This is a genomic window from Spirosoma foliorum, from assembly GCF_014117325.1.
Classification (GTDB): Bacteria; Bacteroidota; Bacteroidia; order Cytophagales; family Spirosomataceae; genus Spirosoma; species Spirosoma foliorum.
In genome coordinates, this window is record NZ_CP059732.1 from 4,270,918 (window position 1) to 4,296,061 (window position 25,144).

The 25,144-nt window shown below is 46.6% G+C and carries 17 protein-coding genes; 15 read left to right on the forward strand and 2 right to left on the reverse strand.

Annotated features, from left to right (window positions below):
* Positions 1-25: 25 nt before the first annotated feature.
* From H3H32_RS18160 to H3H32_RS18215, 12 genes are all read left to right on the forward strand, one after another.
* Positions 26-616, forward strand: coding sequence for an RNA polymerase sigma-70 factor (locus tag H3H32_RS18160; RefSeq protein WP_182464067.1), 591 nt, complete (start codon positions 26-28; stop codon positions 614-616).
* 220 nt (positions 617-836) lie between these two features.
* Entirely contained in the window at positions 837-2,078 is a 1,242-nt protein-coding gene (locus H3H32_RS18165; RefSeq protein WP_182464068.1) for a FecR family protein, read from the forward strand.
* A gap of 241 nt (positions 2,079-2,319) precedes the next feature.
* A complete protein-coding gene (locus H3H32_RS18170) occupies positions 2,320-5,748 on the forward strand; it encodes a TonB-dependent receptor (RefSeq protein WP_182464069.1) in 3,429 nt (1,142 codons plus the stop codon).
* A gap of 43 nt (positions 5,749-5,791) precedes the next feature.
* On the forward strand, positions 5,792-7,324 hold the full coding sequence (locus H3H32_RS18175) for a RagB/SusD family nutrient uptake outer membrane protein (RefSeq protein ID WP_182464070.1): 1,533 nt from the start codon (positions 5,792-5,794) through the stop codon (positions 7,322-7,324).
* A 329-nt stretch (positions 7,325-7,653) separates the two neighbouring features.
* Positions 7,654-9,693, forward strand: a complete 2,040-nt coding sequence (locus H3H32_RS18180; protein WP_182464071.1) for a hypothetical protein — start codon at positions 7,654-7,656, stop codon at positions 9,691-9,693.
* Positions 9,694-9,957: 264 nt separating this feature from the next.
* On the forward strand, positions 9,958-12,153 hold the full coding sequence (locus H3H32_RS18185; RefSeq protein WP_182464072.1) for an outer membrane protein assembly factor BamB family protein: 2,196 nt from the start codon (positions 9,958-9,960) through the stop codon (positions 12,151-12,153).
* Between the two features lie 107 nt (positions 12,154-12,260).
* Entirely contained in the window at positions 12,261-13,244 is a 984-nt protein-coding gene (locus H3H32_RS18190) for a hypothetical protein (RefSeq protein ID WP_182464073.1), read from the forward strand.
* A gap of 46 nt (positions 13,245-13,290) precedes the next feature.
* Positions 13,291-14,655: an enolase C-terminal domain-like protein gene (locus H3H32_RS18195; protein ID WP_182464074.1), complete on the forward strand. Its 1,365-nt coding sequence runs from the start codon at positions 13,291-13,293 to the stop codon at positions 14,653-14,655.
* Positions 14,656-14,785: 130 nt separating this feature from the next.
* Positions 14,786-15,898, forward strand: coding sequence for a bile acid:sodium symporter family protein (locus H3H32_RS18200; protein WP_182464075.1), 1,113 nt, complete (start codon positions 14,786-14,788; stop codon positions 15,896-15,898).
* A 49-nt stretch (positions 15,899-15,947) separates the two neighbouring features.
* Entirely contained in the window at positions 15,948-16,214 is a 267-nt protein-coding gene (locus tag H3H32_RS18205) for a hypothetical protein (RefSeq protein ID WP_182464076.1), read from the forward strand.
* A 232-nt stretch (positions 16,215-16,446) separates the two neighbouring features.
* Positions 16,447-17,730: a glycoside hydrolase family 99 protein gene (locus tag H3H32_RS18210; protein WP_240543808.1), complete on the forward strand. Its 1,284-nt coding sequence runs from the start codon at positions 16,447-16,449 to the stop codon at positions 17,728-17,730.
* Positions 17,731-17,737: 7 nt separating this feature from the next.
* The gene (locus tag H3H32_RS18215; protein ID WP_182464077.1) at positions 17,738-17,881 is read left to right on the forward strand and encodes a hypothetical protein; all 144 of its coding nucleotides are present in this window, start codon (positions 17,738-17,740) and stop codon (positions 17,879-17,881) included.
* A gap of 515 nt (positions 17,882-18,396) precedes the next feature.
* On the opposite strand, the gene H3H32_RS18220 is transcribed toward H3H32_RS18215, so the two are convergent.
* Positions 18,397-19,803: a relaxase/mobilization nuclease domain-containing protein gene (locus H3H32_RS18220; protein WP_182464078.1), complete on the reverse strand. Its 1,407-nt coding sequence runs from the start codon at positions 19,801-19,803 to the stop codon at positions 18,397-18,399.
* Positions 19,803-20,171 carry a MobC family plasmid mobilization relaxosome protein gene (locus H3H32_RS18225; RefSeq protein ID WP_182464079.1) on the reverse strand — a complete coding sequence of 123 codons (369 nt, stop codon included), beginning with the start codon at positions 20,169-20,171 and terminating at the stop codon, positions 19,803-19,805. Before H3H32_RS18225 ends, H3H32_RS18220 begins: the two co-directional genes overlap by 1 nt.
* Positions 20,172-20,460: 289 nt before the next feature.
* On the opposite strand from H3H32_RS18225, the gene H3H32_RS18230 reads away from it, so the two are divergent.
* The 3 genes from H3H32_RS18230 (at position 20,461) to H3H32_RS18240 (ending at position 24,966) form a co-directional block, all read left to right on the forward strand.
* Complete coding sequence (locus H3H32_RS18230; protein WP_182464080.1) at positions 20,461-21,441, forward strand: TIR domain-containing protein; 981 nt, start codon at positions 20,461-20,463, stop codon at positions 21,439-21,441.
* Between the two features lie 24 nt (positions 21,442-21,465).
* Positions 21,466-21,945 (forward strand): HIT family protein, encoded by a 480-nt coding sequence (locus tag H3H32_RS18235; RefSeq protein WP_182464081.1) that lies wholly within the window; start codon positions 21,466-21,468, stop codon positions 21,943-21,945.
* Between the two features lie 1,218 nt (positions 21,946-23,163).
* Positions 23,164-24,966, forward strand: coding sequence for a type IV secretory system conjugative DNA transfer family protein (locus H3H32_RS18240; protein WP_182464082.1), 1,803 nt, complete (start codon positions 23,164-23,166; stop codon positions 24,964-24,966).
* The last annotated feature ends 178 nt before the right edge of the window (positions 24,967-25,144 follow it).

A 25,144-nucleotide genomic window follows, 5' to 3' on the forward strand; every position in this document is an offset into this window, starting at 1 on the left:
TTTTCTACGTAAAATTCACCTTGTTATGAGTGTGCTAAAGCAACTGACCTCGACAAAAAAAAGTCCAGTGGCGGCTTCGGAGTCGCTAGAGCTGGACTCTCTTTTTAAAGAATTCTATGATCGACTTGTGTACTTTTCGGTACAAATCATACGGGATCAGGCACAGGCGCAGGACATCACACAGGATGCGTTTATAAAATACTGGCAGGAACGAGAGGCTATATTTCCCAATAAGGTGGCCATTAAAAACTACCTCTACAGTACCGTACGAAATGCCAGCCTGAATGTAATCCGACATAACAAAGTTGTTGACGACTATCGGGAGCACCATGGCCTTCCGGAAATGGAAGAACTGACCATCATGGATGCGATCATTTCTTCTGAGGTCATGGCTGAACTGCATTCGGCCATTGAAGCACTGCCCGCTAATTACCGCACGATCTCCGAGATGAGTTATATGGAAGGCAAAAAGAATCAGGAGATTGCCGATGAATTAAATATGTCGATCAATACCGTTAAGAAGCAAAAACAACGGGCACTTGAATTACTCAGAATGCGGCTTTCACCTGAGGTGTTTGCTATCTTACTCACCATCGGGAGTGCCCATATGATGTAACTTTTTGTCATGCTGACGAAGGAAGCATCTTAAGCTATCCTTATTCGTACGTTATGATGCTTTAAGATGCTTCCTTCGTCAGCATGACAAAAATTCCCACACACTGGAACTAGAGTCAATTTTACCTTCCTATTTCTCTAGCGAAAAAAAATAGATTAAAATTTATATTCGCTTTATCCTATTTCCTGGTCTGCGTGTCTCTATGGAGTAAAGCAATGCCATGGAAAATTATAGCCGTTATTTTAGACAGGGTGACTTGATCGCTAAGTACCTCAAAGGGGAGCTGAGTGATCAGGAACGGGAAGAGCTGGAGGATTGGCTTGCTCAAAGCGATCATAATCGGGCACTGTTTACCAAACTGACTCAGGAAGCGACTATTAATACTGAACTGACAAAATTTGGTTCGTCTGACAAAGCAGAAGCCTGGGAGAAAATAGTATCTGAAACAGGGTACAATACGCCCAATCATAGATCGTATATAGGTAAACGTTTACTCCGTTACGCAGCAGCCGCTGTGGTTGTCATTCTAGCCGGGCTACTACTCTACCCTTTCAATCGCCAATCGCAGCCAACAAAACCAGTTGCTCAACAACCAACTGATTTTGCTCCCGGTAGTAGCAAAGCAATTCTGACATTAGCGGATGCATCAAAAATAATTCTGGATGATGTAGCGGATGGCCAAATTGCCCAACAAGCGGACGTAGTGATCACGAAAACCGCTGATGGACAATTGCTATATGCCAAAAATTCAGCCGCAAATTCTCTCGAAGCACCTATAACCAAGTCCAGTTATAACACCATTACCACCCCTCGCGGTGGGAAGTTTCGGATAATCCTCCCGGATGGGAGCAAAGTCTGGCTCAATGCGGCTTCATCGCTGAAATATCCCACAAAATTCATCGGTAATGAGCGAAGCGTGACGCTTATAGGCGAAGCATATTTTGAGATAATGCCCCTGAAAAATGCCCATAAGCAGGCTATGCCTTTCCGGGTCCATTCAGCCAGTCAGGTTGTCGAAGTGCTGGGTACGCATTTCAACATCAACAGCTACGCTGACGAAAGCATGGTAAAAACAACTTTGCTGGAAGGCAAAGTGAAGGTTATTAGGACAAGCCCAGATCGGGCAGAAAGTTCAACGGAGATTATCCTTAAACCTGGCGAACAGGCGCAGTTAACGGCCGATGCGAAGCGCAGGCTTAATCTGATTCCGAAAGCTGACCTGGAAGAAGCCGTAGCCTGGAAGAATGGGCAGTTTCAGTTTAAAGATACCGACCTCCCTACCATCATGCGCCAGATTTCCCGCTGGTACGATGTTAAGGTTGATTTTCAGGGTAGACTGCCCGATACAAAATTCAGAGGTAAGATTTCGAGGGACGTACCGCTCTCCCAGATTTTTCAGATTCTTCAGTTAAGTGGTATCAACTTTAAAATAGAAGGCAGAAAAATAACCGTAAAATCCTGATCGACAATCGCTAGACCGGGCAAGGCTCGGAATAGCCACAGAGGATTCCATAAAAAAAGCCGGAACGTGTTGCGAGCACTTCCGGCAAAAGCTGGGATTTCTCTGTCAAAAAAAACAGAAAAGCAAAACCTGTTGACGTACAAGTTTTTACCAACCCCAAAACCAGCATAAAAGTATGAATTATTCTACTTTTTACCTACGGCTGTGTCAGCAAGAAGCATGGACACCGCTTAGGCATCGAATGTCCCCCCGACTACTCCATATGAGTCGGGATACGAAACGAAAATGGATTATGCGACTCAATTTTATCAGCATATTCTTATTAATTGCCTGTCTGCATGTATACGCAGCCAGTTATAGCCAGCTGGTTTCAATTAATGAACGGAATGCACCGCTTGAAAAAGTACTGGATAAACTGGAAAAACAGAGCGGTTATTCCTTCTTCCTGCAAACGAATCTGCTGGCCAGCAGCAAGCGGGTTACGGTTCGGCTGAAAAATACGCCGTTGGAAACAGTTCTGGAAGAAGTATTTAAGAACCAGCCACTAAGCTATTCCATCGTTAGCAAAACCATCGTTATTAAAAAGAAGGACGATGCCACTTCGCATAAACCCGTCAGTGAGTTGCCTTCGCTCTTTCCCGATGCCAGGGCCGGGCTGAGACTGGAGGCCAGCGCGGATTTTGAGCGGAGAACGATCGAACTGGTTGATCGAGTACAAGCCTTCAAACCCTTGCTTATTCCGATCATTGGTAAAGTCACCGACGAAAAAGGCGAAGTCTTACCAGGCGTCAGTATTGTTGTGAAAGGCACGCAACGCGGCACCACAACAGATCCGAGAGGGCAATTTCAACTTGATATACCCGACCGATCGACTACCCTGGTTTTCAGCTTTGTAGGCTATGAAACGCAGGAAGTTAAGCCCGGCGATCAGGCAACCTTAAATGTAACGTTAAAGGTCAGCGAGCGCGGTTTACAGGAAGTAGTCGTCGTTGGTTATGGCGAACAACGCAAGAGCGACGTAACGGGCGCTACCAGTACAGTAACAGCCAAAGAAATTGCCAAACGCCCGCTGATACGAGTCGAGCAGGCGTTACAAGGCACTACTTCCGGGGTTGTTGTCGCTAGCAGTAGCGGACAACCGGGCCGTGGTCTGAGCGTTCGTATCCGGGGAGCAAACTCCATTACGGGTTCTAATGAGCCTTTGTATGTAATTGATGGCTTCATTGGTGGAAACATTGAGTCACTTAACCCGAATGATATTGAATCGCTGGAAATTCTAAAGGATGCTTCGGCAACGGCGATTTATGGATCTCGGGGATCAAACGGCGTCGTGCTCATCACCACCCGATCGGGGCAGGAAGGCAAAGCCAAGGTTAATTTCAGTACGTGGTTCAGCAAAGGGATGATGCCCAGAGAACTATCGCTGATGAATGCTTATGACTTTGCTCGGACAGTCAATACGCAGTTTGCTTCAACGGGCAACCCGCCTGCTTTTTCGGATGATCGGCTCCAGCAACTAAAAGCTAACGGCGGTACCGATTGGCAACGCGAACTTCATCAGGAGCCGCTTATTCAGAACTACCAGATTGATTTATCAGGAGGTACGTCGGGTGTGCGGTATCTGATTTCAGCCAATTACCTCGATCAGCCTGGTTTAATTCTCAACCAGTATTACAAACGGGCCACCTTGCGGGCAAATATCGACGCCAAGATCAACGAAAAGATCAACCTGAAATTTAACGTAGCGGCCGTAATTCCTCAGAACCGCAATACGAACTACTCAGGCGATTTGACCGATCCGTTCACGCAAGCAACCGAATGGGACCCAACCTCGCCCGTGCGCGATCCAACAACGGGTGCGCTCGTGTATACGGCCCCCTATGCTTCCATTCAGTACAGCCCTGTAGCGCGGGCACTTGGTCAGTTCGATGAAGGCCGGAACACAAACATTGCGGGAACCGGTATACTGACGTATCAGATTCTGAAAGGATTGACGTTCACAACGAATACGACCTATCAAATTTCCTCGCCCTTTAACCAGACCTTATTTGGACCGGGGACAGGCAATGGGGTCTTGTATGCACAGGTTAATTCGTCCAGAAACTGGAATTTCCAGAACAGTAACTTCCTGACCTACAAAGGCAATTTTGGCGATCATGCCGTTACCGTAACGGCGCTGTACGAACAGCAACAGGGACAAGGCATGTCGGCAACGGCCCGTGCGAACAGTCTGTCCACTTATGCACTTGGTTATTACAACTTGAGTCTGGGTGGCACGCAACAGACCTCTTCCGGCTACTCTGCCGACGCTTTGCAATCGTATATGGGTCGGGTCAACTATGCCTACAAAGAGAAGTATCTGCTCACAGCCAGCGTACGCGTAGATGGCTCTTCGCACTTGACCGAGAAGTATAGCACCTTCCCTTCGCTGGCGCTGGCCTGGAACTTGTCGAAAGAAAGTTTCCTTCAAACCTCTAAATTGTTTTCAGACCTAAAAATCAGAACAAGCTACGGGCAAACGGGCAATCAGGCAGTAGGCGCGTATGCCACCATAGCGCAGATAACTACAGGTGGAAGCCAGCCAGCCTATTATTACGATGGCAAGACCCCTAGCGTAGCAACCCCGCTCGGAGCGCCCGTATCCAATAGCCTGAAATGGGAAACCACATCTCAATATGATGCGGGTATCGACGCGTCGTTCCTGAACGGTCGCTTACGATTTACCGCCGATGCCTATTTGAAAAACATTTCCAACCTCTTGTATAGCTACCAGGCTCCCTTCTATCTGGGCGGTGGCGATTACCTTCGAAACATTGGTAGTGTTGAAAACAAAGGGCTCGAATTTTCGCTCAGTGGCACTCCAATCGCAACAGGCAAGCTCCGCTGGACCAGCAATTTCAATATCTCCTTTAATCGCAATAAAGTAACCGATCTGGGTGGCCTCGACAATGTGATTGTGAATGGCGTTGGTTCTGCGCTGAACAGTGCGTCTATCCTGCGGGTTGGTCGGCCATTGGGTGAGTTTTACGGATACCAGTTTCTGGGAACCTGGAAAACGAGCGAAGCCGATCAGGCAGCCCAATTTGGGATGAAACCCGGAGACGCCAAATACGTGGATGTTAACGGTGATCATGCTTACACAGCCGCCGACCGAGTACCGATAGGTAACGGAACGCCTAAATACTCGTTTGGTTTCATCAATGACGTCAGCTACGGCAATTTTACCCTTAGCTTCATGTTCCAGGGAACGCACGGCAACCAGATTTACTCGCAGACACTGGCGTACCTCTGGGGCGGTTTAGGGGATCAGCGAAACGCCACCACTACGGATGCGTTGAACATCTGGACAGCCCAAAATCAGACCGACAATCCGGCATTCAGCAACACCAGCAAGAACTTCAACAACAGTAGCCGTTATGTGTACGACGGCAGCTATACCAAGCTGAAGAACCTGTCGCTTACTTACCGGGTGCCTGATAATCTGTTGAATAAGGCAAAAATCCGCAACCTCGAAGTGTACGTGAGTGGTCAGAACCTGTTCATGATCACCAAATACCCTGGCTATGATCCCGAAGTATCGAACGGAACGAACGCCATCACACAGGGACTGGAAATGGGCGTTATACCAAACCCAAAAACGTATACGATTGGCGTACGCCTTGGCCTGTAAGTGCTGTTTGTACGATTACAACATTCAATCAGAAGACAAAACCATGAACACCAAATATTCCTTATTCCTTGTCTTTCTTGCCTTGATTTTGGTTAGCGGCTGTCAGAGTCTAATTGAAGATCCTAAAGGCAGTTTGACTCCCGGAACCTATTTTAAAACGCAGTCGGATCTGGATGCATCCGTGGCGGCTATCTATATCCAGTTTGCGCGTGATGGCGCCTGGGGGTTTACAAACCGGAGCACCTCTTATTTTGGCTCAGATGATTTTACCACCGATCCCGGCCTGAATAAAGAAGATTTCCGGCTGTTCGATCGCCTGAGTGGTGGCAGCGGCAATGGGAGCCTGGTAGCCCAATGGCAAGGTCCCTGGCAGGGCATCTATCAGGCGAACAACGTAATCGCTAACTATACAAAAGTGGGTTCTACGGATGTTCTGAAAAATCAGGCAGCTGGTCAGGCGTATTTCCTTCGGGCATTGGGGTATTATTATCTGGTTCGAACATTCGGCCCTGTACCGATCATTCTGACCCAGATCGATGTGAACGACCGCCCTCCCCGCGATCCGGTCGATAAAGTGTACGCAGCTATCATCAGCGATTTACAGAAAGCGAAAGAGCTGTTGCCCATTTCGTTCCCGAACCAACCCGGCAAGGCGAATCAGATGGCAGCCCGCTCACTCCTGGCCGATGTGTATCTAAGCATGACAGGCTGGCCACTCAACCAGGAGAGCAATTATAAACTGGCTGCCGATGAAGCGAATTCGGTCATGCAATCGGGCGTTTACAACCTCAATACGCCTTACGCAACCGTGTTCACGACGAACAATAGCTCCGAGTCTATTTTTGGTTTCCAGTACAATGTAAGCGGGGGGCTGCCGCTTCGGAGTGCAGGGTCTTCTTCTGTACCGCTCGATGAAATCGCAACGAACGGATCGAGTGGCTGGGATGATTATTATCCGGAAATCAATTTCTACAAAAACGCGCCTAAATGCTCCCGGACGGATGCTACGTTTTACACAACGATCAAGCTACGCCAGCCCGATGGGAAAACATTTAAATTGGTGTCCTGGGATTCGCCCGAAACGCACGCGGGTCACCCCTATTACAAGAAGTTCCGGGCGGGTTTAAATGGCGATGGCGTTTCTGAAACCGAAACGACCATCGACGCCATCAATCCGAGTACGAACAAAGTGTATGATGTCATTCGCTACCCGCAAGTTCTGTTAATCTATGCCGAGGCATCGGCGATGGCCGCTGGTGGCCCAACAACAGCAAGTTATAGTGCCATCAATCAGGTGCGAAAACGGGCGGGTTTGCCCGATCTGACAACGGGCCTTTCGGCGACTGCTTTCCGGGATGCGGTCGTGTATGAACGGGCCTATGAATTTGCGGGCGAGTTTGGTGTGCGGTGGTTTGATATTGTTCGATTACAACTATTACCACAGATTGTAGCCGCCCGAAGTTCAGCCGAAAATCCAATTCCAGCGAATACAAATTTTGCCCAGAAGTATTTAGCCCCCATCCCGGTGAACGAAATGTCCAGAAATCCGGGCTGGACGCAGAATGACGGCTACTAATTGAATGAGTGATTGAGTGAATAAGTAATTGATTGTAATTTATTCGCTCAATCACTCATTCATTATAGGTTGGCTTGGAAAGCATAGTGGAATTTCTGCTATGCTTTTTATACTACAGAAATGCTTTTACAGTAAGCTATACGGTTTTTGAGAGGCCGTTTAAACTTTCTAAATTCTGTTAAAACTGGATATTTTTTTGTCATTCCGACGCAGGAGGAATCTCAAAGTTGAGTATTAGTCAAGCTTGAGATTCCTCCTGCGTCGGAATGACAAAAACTAGTCTTACGTTTCTATTAAAAGTAAAAATTCAAACAACTCCTACATTACAGATGGCAGCTCTGAAAGAATATAAGCCCCGGACAAAGCCGTCGTCTAAGCGAATTGTCATCTATAAATTCACCGCCATTTTATTTCCTATTTTTTTACTGGTTCTTATCGAAATTATATTGAGGGTTTTTAATTATGGTCATAGCGTAAATTTATTTATTGATTATCCTGATGATAAAAATTACTATGTATTAAACCCAGATGCATCTAAAAAATATTTCAGCAATCAAAAAATAGCAACTACCGGAAATAGTGAACACTTTAAAAAGAAAAAAGACGAAAACACCTTACGCATTTTTGTCCTGGGCGAATCCACGACAATTGGTTATCCTTATTTCCACAATGGTTCATTTCATCGCTGGCTTCAGTATCGACTAACCCACACGTTTCCCAATCGAAATTTTGAAATTATCAACCTCTCATTAACAGCCGTTAATTCGTATACAACTTACGGTTTTGCCAACGAACTAATCGATTATGAACCAGACGCTGTCCTGATTTATACGGGGCATAATGAATACTACGGTGCCCTCGGTGTGGGTTCTACTGAAAGCATAGCTGGTACTCCCCAACTCATTGACCTGATTCTTTATCTTCGTCAGTTTCGGCTCATGCAGTTACTGACTAATGGCTACGAAAAAATACAGCGCATAGCCGGAGGAAATAAACCGAGTTCGGGTGGCACGCGTATGAAATTGATGGTAGCGAACCAGCAGATCCCCTATCAATCAGACCTGTATGAGCGGGGAGTAGAACAGTTTCGCCGGAACATGGATCGAACCCTTCAACTGCTCGCCAAACGCAACATTCCTGTCTTTGTCAGTAATCTGGTTAGCAATGAGAAAGACCTGAAACCGTTCGTAAGTTTCTCAGTCGATACGGTCAACTCGTCGAAATTCAACAGCGCATACAACCTTGGTTTAACGGCGCTGACGAACGGTAATCTGCCAACAGCTTCCTCGTATTTCAAAGCAGCCAATCAGTTGAACAGCAACCATGCGTTGTGCACGTACTATTTGGGACGAACGGCCTATTTACAGGGTGATTTCGGGCAGGCAAAGCGGTATTTCTCCAGAGCTAGGGATTTAGATGGCCTGCGTTTCAGAGCACCAGAAGCCTTCAATGGTATTATCGGCCAGTTATGCCAGCAATACAAAAACACGCATCTCGTAGATACTAAAGCCCTTTTTGAAGCCAATTCGGCCAATTCGATTATTGGCGATGAGTTGATTCTGGAGCACGTTCATCCTGACCTGAAAGGCTATGCTTTGTTGTCGGATGCGTTTTATGAGGCTCTGAAGAAGGCCCGGTTCTTCACCATAAAGGATGAACCGGAAATGAGTTTGGCTCAGCTACTTCGCGATATGCCCATCACGAAGGTCGACTCCCTGGCAGGTCTGTATAAAGTGGCTAATCTCAAACGAAACTGGCCGTTCAACGAAGTTATGTCGACTCAGTCGTTTAGGGTGGAATCGGTAGAAGAAAAATTAGCCTACAGCCTGACGACGCAACAAACGACCTGGAACGACGCCCTCAGTCATTTGTATGATTTTTACATGCGCAGTCATGCGTTGCGCGACGCCCGAAAAGTAGTCGAGACACTCGTGCTGGAATACCCAACCGACGTGCGTTATTATGAAAAGGCAGCCATGCTGAGTGGCGAACTGAACGATCAGGCAACTGCTATTTTCTATTTCAAAAAAGCCTTTGCCTTAGCCCCAACCTTCGACAAAGCACGCTATCTTTTTGTGCTTTACCTCCAACTCGATCGGCCCAAAGAAGCCCTACCCTATCTGGATTATGCCATTCAAAATAACCAATCCCGATTCGATTTACAATCGGTTAAAGCCAATACCGAACAAATTATTTCTCTCGAACAACGCACTGCTATTGACTCGACTAATGTGTCGATTTTAAATCAAATTGCCAGCGCCTATTATCGAATGGATAATAAGAAAGGGACATTAAACTATGTACAAAAAATTTTAACGATTGACCCCACAAATAAAGAAGCCTTGGCTCTATTCACACAACTCAACTGAGCAGTTTTCAGTGTGACCCCGTCGGGGTCAAATGTCTATAGGAAATAAATACAACTATAAACCTTTGACCCCGTCGGGGTCACACAAAATGAACGAATCGAATTATGCTTCGTTACTCGAATTTTTATCTATCAATTAATGGCAAAAATTTCACCCAAACTACTCTCATTCGTTATCCGGTTTCGTTCTTCATGTGTCTTTATAATGAATACGGATTTGCTCACCGCTGACGAAACGAATTAGCACACAACACACACTGATTTTATGATTCGATTGGATCAAAAAGGGGCACTCTTTGGGCTGGCAGTCGGTAGCATTTTGGCTGCCAGTATGGTAACTGGCGAAGGCCCACTGTCGACGGGTAAAGACTGGCCCAATTACGGGGGCAATAAAGCGGGGAATCGCTATTCGCCATTGACCCAGATCAATACCCAGAACGTAACAAACCTACAGGTTGCCTGGATGTATGATGCCTCTGAAAAGCCTGACGCAAACGGTCGTCGACGCGACCGGGCCATTCAGTGCCAGCCTATTGTCGTAGACGGGATTCTATACGGTACGACACCGGATCTGAACCTATTTGCCCTGAAAGCAGGTACTGGCGAGCAACTCTGGCGATTTGAACCGTCACGTAACGATCGGCGCAACTCGAATCGGGGGGTTGTGTACTGGCAAAGCGGAACCGATAAGCGGATTCTGTATACGGTTGGCTCTAGTCTGTATGCCATCAATGCAGCAACAGGTGAGTCTATTTCCAGTTTCGGCACCGACGGTAAAGCCGATTTGCATGAAGGCCTGCAAACCAATCTTGATCACGATGTGAGCAAGCTATCGGTGAATGCGACCTCGCCGGGGATTGTGTACCAGAATACGTTTATCATCGGATCGAGCGTATCGGAGTCGGGCGATGCTGCACCCGGTCATATTCGGGCGTTCGACGTAGTTACGGGCAAACTGAAGTGGGTATTTCATACGATTCCACAACCAGGTGAGTTTGGATACGACACCTGGCCGAAAGATGCCTACAAGAAAATCGGTGCCGTTAACAACTGGAGTGGCATGTCGCTCGATGAGAAAAGGGGCGTTGTGTATTTCGGGACAGGCTCACCCGCATCTGATTTCTATGGGGGTGACCGTCAGGGCCAGAATCTGTTTGCCAATTGTATTATGGCACTAGAGGCCGAAACAGGCAAACTAAAGTGGTATTACCAGACCATTCACCACGATCTATGGGATCGGGATCACCCCTGCCCACCAAACCTCATTACGCTGAATCGTAACGGTCCCGACGGTCGGCCCCGACGCGTCGATGCTGTTGTGCAGACGACCAAAGATGGCCTGGTGTACGTGCTGGATCGGGATAAAGGCACCTCGCTCTTTCCGGTGGAAGAACGCAAAGTTCCAGTCAATGGCTTACCCGACGAACATCCCTGGCCGACCCAGAAATACCCTATTAAACCGCTACCGTTAAACCGACAGGTGTATACCGAAGCGGACATTACCAATCTGTCGCCGGAAGCGCATGCATACGTAAAAGAGCGTTTTCTCCAACTTAAAACAGATAATAAGTTCGCCCCCCCGTCTGAAAAGGGCACATTACTTTTTGGCTACAGTGGTGGGGCCGAATGGGGTGGCAATGCAATCGATCCGTCGGGGATTCTTTACCAGAACGTCAACGAAGAACCCTGGGAACTGATCATGACCAAACGGGCTGATCTGGCGCAGCGAAACACGCCCGTTACCGCAGGTAATGCTTTGTACATCGCGAATTGTGCCGCCTGTCATGGTCAGGATCGACGTGGGAGCGGCCCCGAACTGCCGTCGCTCATCGATATTGGTAAAAGGCGGTCGGTCGATGAGATCAAAACTCTCCTAAAAACCGGCAGTGGTCGGATGCCCTCATTTGGCCATTTATCGGATAAAGATCGTGACGCGCTCATTAGCTTTCTGCTGAATACCGAAACTGGATCGCCAAAAGTGGCTCAGGCTTCTGGTAGTACGTCCGCTTCTGCGAACAAGAGTGGTTTCCCCTACGTGCCAACCTACGTGAGTAAAGTCTGGCAACGCTTTACGGATAAGGAAGGCTATCCGGGTATCAAACCGCCCTGGGGCACGCTGAACGCTATTGATCTGAATACAGGTGACTATCTCTGGCGGGTGCCATTGGGCGAGTACCCGGAACTGGCCAAGAAAGGTGTTCCTACAACTGGAACCGATAGCTACGGCGGGCCACTGGCCACGGCGGGAGGTCTGGTGTTTATTGCCGGAACGAAGGATGAAAAGATTCGGGCATTCGACAAAAAAACGGGCAAGGTTGTTTGGGAATACCAGCTTCCGGCGGGCGGTTTCGCGACACCCATCAGCTATGAAGTGAATGGAAAACAGTACATCGTTATTGCCGCTGGTGGCGGACGAGGTCAGAAAGTTGGAGGAAACTATATCGCTTTTGCGTTGAAATAGAACCGCTGATTTTTATGAACCTTATGATTCATTATGATCCGTGTAAATCATAAGGTTCATAAAAATCAGCCTAGGCCGCCTTTGCGTTCTATCATTCTTGATATGTCATGAAAAGCATCTTATTTCTCTCTTTCCTGTGGCTCTTAATTAGCCTAACTTTCGGCTTAAAACCGGCTGTAGACATGCCTGAAACAGAGATTTCTAACGGGCTGATTCACGCACAGTTGTACTTGCCTGATGGGCAGAATGGCTACTATCGGGGTACGCGCTTCGATTGGTCGGGCGTAGTAGCCAGCCTTGATTATAAAGGACATACGTATCATGGCAAGTGGTTCGACACCTATAATCCAACAACCCACGATGCCATCATGGGGCCGGTCGAAGAATTTGGCCCGCTGGGATACGCGACTGCTAAACCTGGAGGAACGTTCGTTAAAATTGGCATTGGAAGCCTGATTCGACCCGATGATAAGCCTTATAACTCGTTCAAATTCTACACTCTTGCTAATCCGGGCAAATGGACAGTAAAACAGAAAGCAAATCAAATGCAGTTCAGGCATACGCTTGCTGACACGGCCTACGCCTACGAGTACCAGAAAACCCTAAAACTCACTAAGGACAAACCCGAATTGGTGATTAGGCACAGCCTGAAAAATACGGGAAAACATCCGATTGAAACGACGGTCTACAACCACAACTTTTTTGTGATCGATCAGCAGCCTACGGGTCCCGGCTATGCCGTTACACTGCCCGTTGCCAATCTTTCTTCAGAAGGCGGTAAAGGACTCGGTGAGGTGGTCAAACTTCAGGATAACCAGCTTAGCTACCTACGCGATTTAGCCAAACGCGAGCAGGCTTATTTCCCTGATCTCACTAACGGGAAATCCGTGAGTTACGCGCTTACTGTCGAAAACACAAAAACCGGAGCGGGTGTACATGTGACTGGTGATCGACAAATTGACCGGTTGGTATACTGGTCTTCCTCTACAACGGTTTGCCCAGAACCCTATATCAACCTAAATGTGGAACCCGGCAAAACCATTACCTGGCAGATTACCTACCAATATTACGTAAAAGACCCAGCAAAATAATTCCTTAAACGAACAGATTTCTAGACCATTAACCGAATACATTCCTATGGCGAAGCCAGAAATACAAACCGAAACGAACCGCCGGAACGCGCTTAAAATGCTGGGCTTAGGTTCAACAGCAGGCATCTTTAGTCTTTTCGATAGCCCTAAAGCCAGGGCCGAACACTACACAACTCCAGCCTACGCCAAAGGTGCGGCTCCCGTAACGATCAAAAGTGTTCGGGCCATCACAACGGCACCGGGAGGATCTAATCTGGTTATTGTGAAAGTTGAAACCTCCGAACCGGGCTTGTACGGCCTGGGTTGTGCAACGTTCACGCAACGGGCTCAGGTGGTCATACCCGCTATCAATACCTATCTGAACGATTTCTGTATTGGGAAAGATGTTGACAACATCGAAGACATGTGGCAATCAGCTTATGTAAGCTCCTACTGGCGGAACGGCCCCGTACTGAATAATGCACTTTCCGGCCTCGATCAGGCACTTTGGGACATTAAAGGTAAACGGGCCAATATGCCGGTTTATCAACTTTTGGGAGGGAAAACCCGAATTGCCGTAGATACCTACACCCACGCCAGCGGACCAACGCCCGAAGCCATCGCCGATAAAGTGCAGCAATTTATGGAGATGGGGTTTCGTCATGTACGGATTCAGCAGGGCGGTTATGGCGGAGTCGGTGCAATGAACGACCTAAAACCTGATTTCAAAACGGCTGGCTTTGGCCGGGAAACCGACGATTTCTCCGATCAACGGACGTATCTGAAACGGGTGCCTAAAATGTTCGAGGTAGTGCGCAAACGTTGCGGGGAAGATGTTCAGTTGTTGCATGATATGCACGAATTGACCGAACCCATCGACGCCATCAACATGATCAAAGGTTTGGAGGAATACCGACCTTTCTTTATCGAAGACCCCTTCTCCCCGGAGAACATGAGCTGGTTCAAACTACTACGTCAGACAACCGCCGTACCCATTGCGATGGGCGAACTGTTCAACAACGTTAATGAATTCAAAGAACCGATGGCCAACCATCTGTTCGACTTTATCCGGATTCACATCTCGCAGATTGGGGGCATTACGCCAGCCATGAAAGTAGCTCGTTTGGGTGAGTGGTTCAATGTTCGCACGGCCTGGCATGGCCCTGGCGATACTTCACCCGTGGGACATGCGGCCAACAACAGCATCGATATTGCCGTCTGGAACTTCGGTATTCAGGAGTCGCAGATGTTTAATGACAAAGTGAAAGAGGTATTTCCGGGTTGTCCAATCATCAAGAACGGCTATTATCAGGTGAGTGAATCACCGGGTTTGGGAATTGACATCAACGAAAAGGAAGCAGCCAAGTACCCAATCGGTACCAAGTCGCGCTGGACGGTTCGTAAAAATGACGGTACCATTTTGAAGCCGTAAACTTCCCCTCACCCCCGGCCCCTCTCCCATTTGGGGAGAGGGGAGAAAAAGAAAAATTAACGGCCTGAAGGGAGTTTAGGGGAAATGGAATTCTCACCCTGACAGGGTTTCTCTCTCATTTCTTGTATCCATGAATGCTTACAAATTAGTGCTAAGCTTGGGTGGGCTGTGCCTATTTATTGCTTTTTACTTGATATTTACCGGGTCGCTCGCTCAGGCAGGGCCATTTTTTATTGCCTTTTTTGTGGCTTTGGCCATTGGTTTTAGAGGCTATGAGGCATTAAGAGGCTTTTCTTATACCGTTGTCATTTTCGCTTCCGTTACGACAGCCCTGTATTACCCAACCTATTTTGTGGAAGTCAATGGGTTTAAGCTATCAGGCCTGATCACTCCACTCATTCAGTTAATCATGTTTGGCATGGGTACGTCGATGAGCGCCGAGGATTTTGTTGGAGTCGTCAAAATGCCTAAAGGAGTTTTCATTGGCGTAGTGAGTCATTTTCTAATCATGCCGCTACTAGGTTTTACCCTGGCAAATCTGAGCGGGCTACCTCCCGAAATTGCGGCTGGCATCATTTTGATCGGCTGCTCGCCCAATGGTATGGCGTCGAATGTCATCTCGTATCTGGCCAAAGCCAATCTGGCGCTTTCGATTACCATTACCGCCATTTCGACCACTATCTCCCCGTTCGTTACGCCCTTCTTAATGAAGCTACTGGCGGGTGCTTTTGTCCAGATTGACGCCCTCCACATGATGTGGGACATTATCAAAATGGTGATTTTGCCGATCGGGGCTGGCTTATTGTTTAACAAGTTTCTGAGCGGCAAATCGAAATGGCTCGATGAGGCCATGCCAGTGGTATCAATGTTCGGTATTGCTTTCATCATTGTCGTAATCACGGCAGCCGGTAGAACCAATCTCTTGACTATTGGGCCTCTATTGATTGGCTTGGTGCTCATTCACAACCTATGCGGGTATTTGCTTGGCTATTCGTCGGCCCGCTTATTTAAGATGGACGAACGCGACTGCCGGACTATTGCTATTGAAGTGGGTATGCAGAATGGCGGATTAGCCTCTGGCATCGCCAATCAAATGGGAAAGATGGCAACGGTTGGTCTGGCTCCGGCCATTTTTGGCCCACTGATGAATATTACGGGTTCCATTCTGGCTTCCTGGTGGCACCGTAAAGCGAAAGATGTAACGAGTTCAACCGTTCCTGCCAATGAATATACGAAGCATTGAACGGAGGTTATCCGGCTATTGGCTGGTTTTTATCGCACTATCGGCCTAGTTGGGAATCGCGCTGATGGGCCTGAAAGGCATTGGCCCACGGATCGATCAGCCAGCCACGGATTCGAACTGGCCCCAGTACAGAGGTCGGCCAGATCAGTCTAAGTTTGTGAACCTAAGTCAGATTAGGAAGCAGAACGTCAGCCAGTTAAAGGTGGCCTGGCATTATCCGACGTCTGATAAAGTTGAGTATCTATTTAACCCGATCATCGTCGATGGGGTCATGTATCTATTGGCGAAGAATAATTCGCTGGTGGCCTGTGCGTAGCGAAGCATTGATAAGAATGAAGATGTCAAGAAGTTCGGTCGGAGATTGGGGAGTATGGATGAAGCGGATCGGCAGCTGGTGCTCAACGGGTCAAACATCTATAAATCGCTCTGTTTGTACGCCCAGATGAAGTAAAAGCCGTACCAACAAAAACCGCCGGGCACGAAAAAGCCTGGACGTTAGACGAATTGATCAAAACCGGAACGAGTAGTCAGTAAAACCCTTTAACACGATGCGAAAATTACTATTCCTATCTATGACAGGTTGGTTGCTAGGTATCGCGACCGGTAAAAGTCAATCGACCAAGGTGAAGTACGATGAAAAAGGCTGTCTCTATACCAGCTACAAAGGGCTGTTAATGGCTGGCTATCAGGGTTGGTTTGCCGCCCAGGGCGATGCGTCGGAACGAGGTTGGCATCATTATCAGAAACAGGGCAAATTCGAACCGGGGTTCGCGTCGATTGACTTCTGGCCGGATGTGAAAGACTATCCGATTACGTATAAAACGGCTTTTCAATTTGCTGATGGTAGTCCGGCATCACTTTATAGTCCCTACGATGAAAGCAGTGTCGATTTACACTTCAAATGGATGAAGGAGTACGGCATCGACGGAGTGTTTATGCAGCGATTTCTGACCGAAGTGAAGTCAGAAAAAGGCAAACGGCATTTCAATAAAGTTCTAGAGAATGCGCTGAAAGCGTCTAAAAAATACAGCCGGGCCATCTGCATTATGTACGACCTGAGCGGTTCTACTTCCGCCGACATGGAGTTACTGGTGAAGGATTGGGAAGAAGTGCAGCAACTTTTTTCGCTGTTCAGCAACAAAGAAAATCCGACTTATCTGCGACACAACGGCAAACCGCTTTTGGCTATCTGGGGCGTTGGCTTCAACGACGGACGTCGGTACACCACGGCCGATATTCAAGCGCTGGTGGATCGAATAAAAGGCCCGACAAAAAAAACGTCGATTCTGCTGGGCGTACCGTACTATTGGCGAACCATGACTAAAGATACCGAAGCGTCGTACCTGCTCCATCCGCTCATCAAAAGTGCCGATATCATCATGCCCTGGGCTGTTGGTCGTTACAAACCCGAAACGTATGCCACCGTAGCGGGCAGTACACTAGCAGGCGACATTGCCTGGTGTAAAGAAGCTAAGGTGGATTACGTACCGCTGGTTTTTCCGGGGTTCAGCTGGGGGAATCTCAAAAATAGTCCCAATGTCTACAACCAGATTCCGCGCCTGAAAGGCGATTTTCTCTGGCAGCAGGTGGCTGGTGCTAAAGCAGCTAATGCTCAGAGTCTTTATGTAGCCATGTTTGATGAAGTCGACGAAGGCACGGCCATCTTCAAAACCCGCAGAGAGAACGAATTACCCCTGAATGGCGAAGGCAGGTTCGTCGGCATCGAATCCGACCTGGATTCTGATTATTACCTCTGGCTCACGGGGCAGGCTGCCCAATGGTTTCAAGGCAAAAAAGGCTACAGCGCGAAAAAACCTATCCGCAAAAAATAAACGCAGCATGAATCAGCTACTACGCGTAGCCACCCAGCGACTCACATCATACGTCGATCCACTTATTAGTTCGGGCGGGCACGGGCAGGTGTTTCTAGGTGCCAGCGTCCCGTTTGGTGGTGTTCAGTTGGGGCCGTCAACATCTAAATAGGATGATTTCCGGTCGATGGTGACACGAATGGCGAGTAGAAAAACACCGGTTTGATTAGCTTTCTTCCGTAGAACAACTTTAAGTGAGGAGGCCCTAGAATTATCAGTATATGCTGAATGGATTTCCGTCAAAAATTGTTAGACTGTACCTTTGGGCATTGGTCGCTTGTACAAAGACAACCAACTAACATAACCAACTGGTACAATATAGGTATAGCAAATGGCGCTTTAACAACCCTCAAAAGCACTGATAATCAGCATATATTAACAAAAATAGTACCATATCAAACCATAAATCGCGGGGCTTTGAATTCTGCGAACCGCAAGCATATTTCCACACAAAAACTTGATTATCATAATCTTACAAAACAGCAATCTTCATTGGTACAACATAGGTACAACATTTAGAAGGTTATACTGTGCGTATCGTAATCTAGTTGATCTAACTGAAGTCTTGCGAGGGCAAAAACCAAACTTCTACATTCTTAATCTCACATAGCTTTTTATTGTATTATCTCAACGAGTTCGTTTTTTAATCTTCTGCCGGTTGCGTTTTCTTATTTCTTTTTGCTCATGCATCAGTCGCTGAAGTTCTTTGGTGTCGGCAACTACTTCGTTTTCAAAAAGTTGCCGTACTTTTGTCTGCTGTCGTTGCATGGCTTCTTCCATTGGTTTGCCATTTTGATCAACCAATTCATCCTCTGCTTGCATAAAGTCTTTTAGAATTTGCTGATGTCGTTTACGATCCGGCTTTGCATTTGGCTGACTAGCATCTTCTTCGTTAGCTGCAAATTGCTCCGCTACCCTTTGTTGTCTCTGTCGGCTCTCTATGCTCTGTGGCTTCGTAGTAATTTCCTCTTTTGCCTGTGTGTAATCTTCCACTGTAGGTTTATCGACTTCTGTTTCCTCAGCTTTGCCTGTCAATTCACCCACATTCAAAGAATATTCCCCTGCTCGTATTTTTTTCTTTTCAATGTCGTTACTCTGTGCCCTTTCCTCCGTCAAATCCTGACCAGACTGGATAAAGCTATCCGCCAAGTCTTTCATTCGATGGCGGCTCTGGGCCTCTGCGTCCTCTAAAGTTGTTTCCCGTTTATTATTCCAGAAGGCACTGGCCGTTCGTTTCGCTTTATCTTGATCGCACTGTTGGTCGGCCTTATTCGCGTCACTGCTGCCCTCCTGCTTTTGCCGCATTAATTCGATGGCCTCTTTTTCAGGGATCAGTTTTTCATGGCGTAAACGCTGACGAACCTCCTTGATCCGTATACCTTTTAACTGACGCACCAAATCGAACGACCGCCCATTCTCATCGACCACCATGAACGGGTGACGCGGCACACCCTCAGCCAACAGATACCCATTATCGTGAACAGCTTTCACAAAGTCTTTCCCTGTTTCAGTGTCGTTCCATAGATTGGTCAGTGCTTCTTTGAGTTCAGGCCGATGCTGGTTACGATGGGGCGTAGGCTGCTGTTCAAACACCCGCTCCATTTCTTTACGAGCACGATCTTGAGCCAATCGGCTAAATTTGTTGGCAATCACGTTGCCGGTTTTATGATCGTAGCGTTCCCAGACCACATGCGCGTGTGTCCGTCCCTTTTTGGTATGCAGGACAATCACGCGCCGTTGCTCCTGCAACCCCAATTCGTTACCCAAAATATCAGCCGCTTTCAGCCAGTCCTTTTCGCTCATCTTCCGGTCTTCGCTATAGGCCGGATTGATTTGGGCGTGATACAGTCCTTTCTGGCTTTTGGTCAGTTCGCTGGTTAGCGACATACTTTGCAAGGCCTGATGCAAATACGCGTCGGTTGCCTTGGAGCGTCCGGCAACGTCCACAACCTGGACACGTTCATTGGCTTCCCCAGAGAGAAGATAATGCGCTAATTGCTTGCCATTGCCCCGTATCGCTCCTCGAATGACCATCAGCTAAGGAGTTTAAGAACCTGGGCTGTCAGCGCATCCAAACCTTGCATGGCCTGGTTGATCTCATCGATGTCGATACCGGTCAACTGCCCCGTCTCATCACGGCTGTTGAGGCTACGTGCAATCTGATTGACGTTGCTGCCGATCTTGCCAAGCTCCACCATCACATTGAGCAGCAATTCACGCTCGGGCGTCGGCTTATGCCGCAACGGTTGCGTCGCGGCCATCGTGCGCAGCCGCATGAAGTCGCTGGGCGTGTAGCCCGCTTCGGCTGCCATCTCCCAGATACGGAGTTTCTCAGATGCCGTCACACGAACGCGAATAGTGAATTCCCGTTTGTCCGCATCGTCCTTTTGGGGTCGTGCCATACGCGGTAGCGGTTAGAGGGAGGGTTAAGGGAGGGAGCATCCCTGCCCTTACAAGCATGGTTTGGAAACTACAATTACGGAGTTTTTGTAGCTACAAACCACGTCTTGCAACACTCATCAATTTCAGGTTCTACAACGTTCGCGATTTGAGTGCTAAGAAGCAAGGCCGCAGCTGATTTTTTTGCTGGTACGGTATTTACACGTTGCTGATGCGAGCAAAAATGCAGGAAATGATTAATTTGCTAGCAAATGCTACAACGCTTCTAAACCCAATCCACAATTTTATAAAATGAAGATTTTTATAGGCAGTTCAAAAGAGCAATATAATACTCTGGTCGAGATAGCTAATATTGTAGAAAGTAATGGACATATACCAGTTAGATGGGATGAGCCAGGTCTATTCAGGCCCGGCAGCTTTATTTTGAATCGACTTGTTGAAATTGCAAATGATGTTGATGCTTCCATCATAATTTTTGCTGAAGATGATAAAGTATGGTATCGTTATGATATAACTACACAGCCCAGAGATAATGTTATCTTTGAGCATGGTATATTTACAGGGGTCCTAGGTTCTGAAAATGCTATTATTTTAAAAGTAGGAAGCGCAAAAATTGCATCAGACTTAGGGGGAATAAATTATATTGATTTCTCTGAAGGCAAAAAACAACGGGGTCATCTTGAACTTATACAGTGGTTAAAAAATTTAAAAAATAAAAAAAGTTTATCCGAAATAAATCATACGATAAATGATTATTTCTACACACTTGATGATGCGTATAAAACCCATTCCACATTTGTTGATTTGATAGAAAATGCTAAAAAAGTATATGTTCTTGCTCGCACTGCTGTTAATTTACTCGGAAACTATGATAGAGAAATAATTCAAAGTGTTCGATCAGGAACAGATGTTAGGCTATTATTCGTTGGCCCAACTTCGGATGCAGTAAAATATATTTATGGGGATGACTCTAGTATTTATTTTAGCAATGCTAAAAAAATGGAATATCACTTAAAAAGAATTAGGCAAGAAACTGGGAAACAAATAACAGTCAAAACAATTAATCATGCTCCAACTCTAAGTATTATTTATATTAAAAAAAACAATGGGGAATCTTTTGTTGTTATTCAATTTTATTTCTTGCATAGCCGAATATCAAGGGATAGACCGATGTTTCGTTTAAATGAAGGAGACATATGGTTTTCTGCATTTAAAGATGAATTTGACAAATTGTGGTCTAATGCTGATAATTGGTCGTTCAACGAAGATTGATCATTACACTTACAGAAAATAACTATGATTGACGCAGAAAAAATAGAGATATGTCCTTTCTGTAGACTTGACATCTCAGATATTTCGTTTCTTGAAAACGAAAATTTCCTCGTAGTTTATAATATAGCACCTATTTTACCTGGGCATTCTTTAGTGATACCTAAGAAACATACATTGAGTTTATTTGAACTCAACCAAGAAGAATTAAAGGATTTCATGGTTTTAGGTCAGAAAGCAGGACGACTATTATCAAAAGCATTTAATGTAGAATCGTTTAATTGGTCTATTCAAGAGCGTGCTCCTGCTGGTCAAAGCGTTCCTCATCTACACATGCATGTTATACCCAGAAAAGAAGGAGATTTATCTGCTCCAGGTGATTGGTACCCAGAGCTTGAAGATAAATTCTATTCAAATCATATTGATAGCTCTGAAAGACCTAAATTTAACAGGGAACAGCTAAAATCAATTGCTAAGAAATTGCGTGAGATCGGACAAAACCTTTAATCCATATTAAAACACTTTCCCTAAGCTGTGCTTAGGAATAGCTAAGCCTTGTCACAGCCCCTTGTTTTTAGCAAAAAACAGGAGACTGTTTTCATTCAACGCTTTTGTTGACTGTGCCAGATAAGAAAATAGGCTAACAAAGTCAGCCTATTTTCTTACGCTCATTGCGAAATCATTCAATCGGCACAGCCGTAAACTGCGCCTGTTGAAGCTTAACCTAACCAGTAACCCTCAATATAAGAAATATTTTTAGCCTGGCACCACTGCCATAACAGGCCTGTACAAAAAACGGAATCGCAATGCAGTTCCGTTTTGTATGTTTCCGCAATCGTTCATAACCTTTTAGTTGTGCGCTGCACACCTAACCATAAAAGTCTTGACATTGAGTAAATCAATTGAGCTTATAAACGCATTAATGAACCCGTACGTTTAAAGTCATACCTGCTTTACACGCTGCGAAAGGGAAAAAAGTCGGCCAACAGAGTCAGCCGACTTTCCGTTTCTATCCACACCATTCAGGATCAGAAGTGATAGACTGCCAACCTTGAAGTCATCCTTGTATAAGGATTGGCGACAAATATAGCTTTAAAAATAATTTAGGCGGATTGTTTTTCAGCCGCACGTCATGGGTGCGCCGTGCTTCTGCACTGGCACTGGTGTTATAGCTTTTGTGGATCAGTTGCACAGAGCGGCTATGGCCGCGTGCAATTAGATGACACGCTCTGCCTACTTTTCTGTCCAGTATTCATCGAGATCGTTGACCCCGCCATACGAATACCCGATTGTGACGATACAAAGTCTCTCCCTCAAATCGTTACAATTAACTGCGTTACGTGATGGACCTCATCGTCATAGGGCTGCCAAGCCTCTCGCTTCCGGATCGTCTGCGCAGCTTTGACTGACAACTTCTCCTACTTTAAATCACTGCTCAATTATAATTGACAAGCTCCCTAGCGATTGTCCAGGCGGACCAGAAAACCAAACGATTCTTCGACTATACTTCCATTCATGGCCTGTAGAGGCCGTTATGATCTATCTCGTCTTTGCAATACTTGACGGAAACCATTGGGTTTCAAGGCAAACTGCTTTTCTTTTTTGAGGCAATACTTTTTCAATACGTGTAAAAACCCGTTTCAAATACGGGGAAAATCCCGTTGTAGAGCGCGTTTCTTTTTCCGTTTTTGCGGGTTGTTTCCACCCACCTTAACCTCCTCGTTGATGAATCCCGCCCAACCCCAAATGGTAGACGCACCAAAACCAGCCACAAACGGGTTTGGTGTGACCTCAGATGAAATCAATCAGCTTTTCAATATCACCCCAAGCCCTTCGCTACAGAATAGAATTATTCTGTTTCTGGTCGGTCTCTTCCTAACCCCTATCACGTTGGCAGGAGCCTTATTCGGCTATACGCAAGCCTACCTGCGCTTTATGAAGCCGTTGGCGGAATACCCCCTGCTCTATCCCCTGCGGCCCATCGTTAAGTTTGCGATGGTTGTCTGGGCGATACTGGGTTGGTTCGTCTTGTTTGGGCTTTTGTTCGTTCTCTGGTTCGTCGCATCACTGATGGGGATGCAGGGCTATGCGTTTCTTGTTTTCATGAGCTTCAATCTGTTTTTTTCACTCGTCGTATTTTTTATTTTCCGGCGCTGGCAGATTGGTGTTAACAACGAGCTGATCGAAGGCAACCGGTTTGGTACGGCGCGGTTTGCCAGACCCGACGAACTGAATCCGTACCGGCAAGGCCCAGGCATTTATATCGGAGGTGGATTTGTCTTCAAAGATAAAGGGCACATTCTAACAGTTGCCGGTACACGGGGTGGCAAAGGCACGAATTTAATTATTCCGAACTTGCTCGGTCTTGGTGGCTATACCGGATCCTGGGTCGTCATTGACCCGAAAGGTGAGAATGCCGCAATCACAGCGCGGTATCAACGCGAGAGCGGACGACAGGTTGTTATTCTTAATCCGTGGGGTCTGCTGGAAGACCATATCGGCGAAGCGGAATCGTATAATCCATTAGACATACTGGCCGATACCAGCAGCATTCACTTAGTTGATGATGCGCACATGATCGCAGAAATGCTCGTCCCAGTCGAGCGCGACGATAAGAACCGCTTCTTCACCGATACAGCGCGTTCAGTCGTTACTGGTCTCATCATGCAAATTGCCACCACGCAGGAAGGCGATGATCGAACCCTTACTACGCTGTGGCGATGGGCACGATTGGCAGGTGATGATTGGGATGAATTGATCGCCCGTATGCGGCTCAATAATGATCCAGTCAACGGAGAAATCATCCGCAATGCCGGCAATGAAATCGTCAAATTGATGGAAGCTGGTGAAGAGACATTTGGTAGTATTCTCTCTTCTGTCTTACAGGCAACAGATTTTCTCAAAAGTCCATCACTGCAAAAGGCATTACGCTCTGGCTATGATCCAGCCACCTTATCGGAAGGCGATACAGCACTCTATATCATCATCCCCGCCGACAAATTACAAAGTCATGCACGGTGGCTGCGGCTCATGGCCACAACGACATTACGGGCCGTTGTCAGAAACCCGAATAAGCGTGTAACTTTTTTACTCGATGAATTTGCAGCTTTGGGCTACTTACCTGAAATTGAGACCGCATTAAGCACCTATGCCGGATTTGAAATCACTATTTGGCCGATCTTGCAATCACTCATTCAGCTACAGGGTTTATATGGTGAGAATTGGGAAACATTCACGGCAAACACCGCTATTCGGCAGTTCTTTACCATCAACGACAATTTTACCGCAAACTATGTGAGTGCGGCTATTGGTCAAACCTCACATGTGATTACAACACGTAACTGGTTTGGTGTTCAAGATGCTAATGCCAATCAAAGGCCGCTTGTAACACCGGATGAAGTACGGCGTGGTTCGGCTGAAAATATTTTTGCTTTTCTGGGTGGTAACCCACCGACAACGTTCTCCAAAAGGGCTTATTATAAAATACCTGAAATACTGAATAGAGCAGATGATAATCCATATTATTAGAAGTCAATGATTTTTCAAAAGCAATGTGAACTTTTTAGGATTTATATATGATATATAGCCGAAAGAGCTATATATCAAGAATTTGCAAGAAAATACATCTTAAATTTGCCAAGATGAAGAACGTATAGCAATTCCTATTTCAATTAAATACAACTTATAATAATGGCTTTAACAGCGT